Raw genomic sequence first — 580 nt, 5'->3', positions numbered from 1 at the left:
AACTCCTTACTTCCCAATATATTTAAACAATTTCTTACATATAAGTAGAGGTACCGTATCAACAATAATAACATTCCAGACAATAGCTATGGTATTAGGATTTTCTGCTAATATATAATTAGATTGAGAGAACATTATTCCTACTATAATTCCTGGTATAACAAATAATATAGTTCCTATAAATACACATATCCATATTATAAAGTTCATCACTAATGCTTTTATAAATACATCAAAACCTGAAAATAAATCATTAAATTGTGTAGTTGAATCTTTACGTGCTAATTTAAGTGAAAATCTACTGATTCCAACTTGATAAACTTAGTCCAATCATAGATCCTTCTGTAGAGTTAGTTAATTCTACATTCGCTAATTGAAGAATAGCTGAATAACAAACAAAAACTAATATTGCTACAAGCCATCTTCCTTTTAGTTGATCTTTTGCACTACTTTTTAACTCTGCTCTTGTAAACATATTTACACCTCCATATTCAATTATTAATATTTATACCTTAAACTTGATTTACTAAACAATTATATACATATAATTAAAATTATTCCATATATAAATTTTTTATTA

The 580-nt window shown here is 25.3% G+C and carries 1 protein-coding gene; it reads right to left on the bottom strand.

Annotated features, from left to right (window positions below; genetic code table 11):
• Positions 1-298 precede the first annotated feature (298 nt).
• A complete protein-coding gene (locus AZI32_RS18580; protein ID WP_157450989.1) occupies positions 299-475 on the bottom strand; it encodes a hypothetical protein in 177 nt (58 codons plus the stop codon).
• Between the last annotated feature and the right edge of the window lie 105 nt (positions 476-580).

Origin of the sequence: Clostridium sp. ATCC 25772 (assembly GCF_001573875.1) — a bacterium.
Classification (GTDB): domain Bacteria; phylum Bacillota; class Clostridia; order Clostridiales; family Clostridiaceae; genus Clostridium_J; species Clostridium_J senegalense.
The sequence above is the reverse complement of the archived record's forward strand: the minus strand, read 5'-3'. Positions and strand labels throughout refer to the sequence as shown.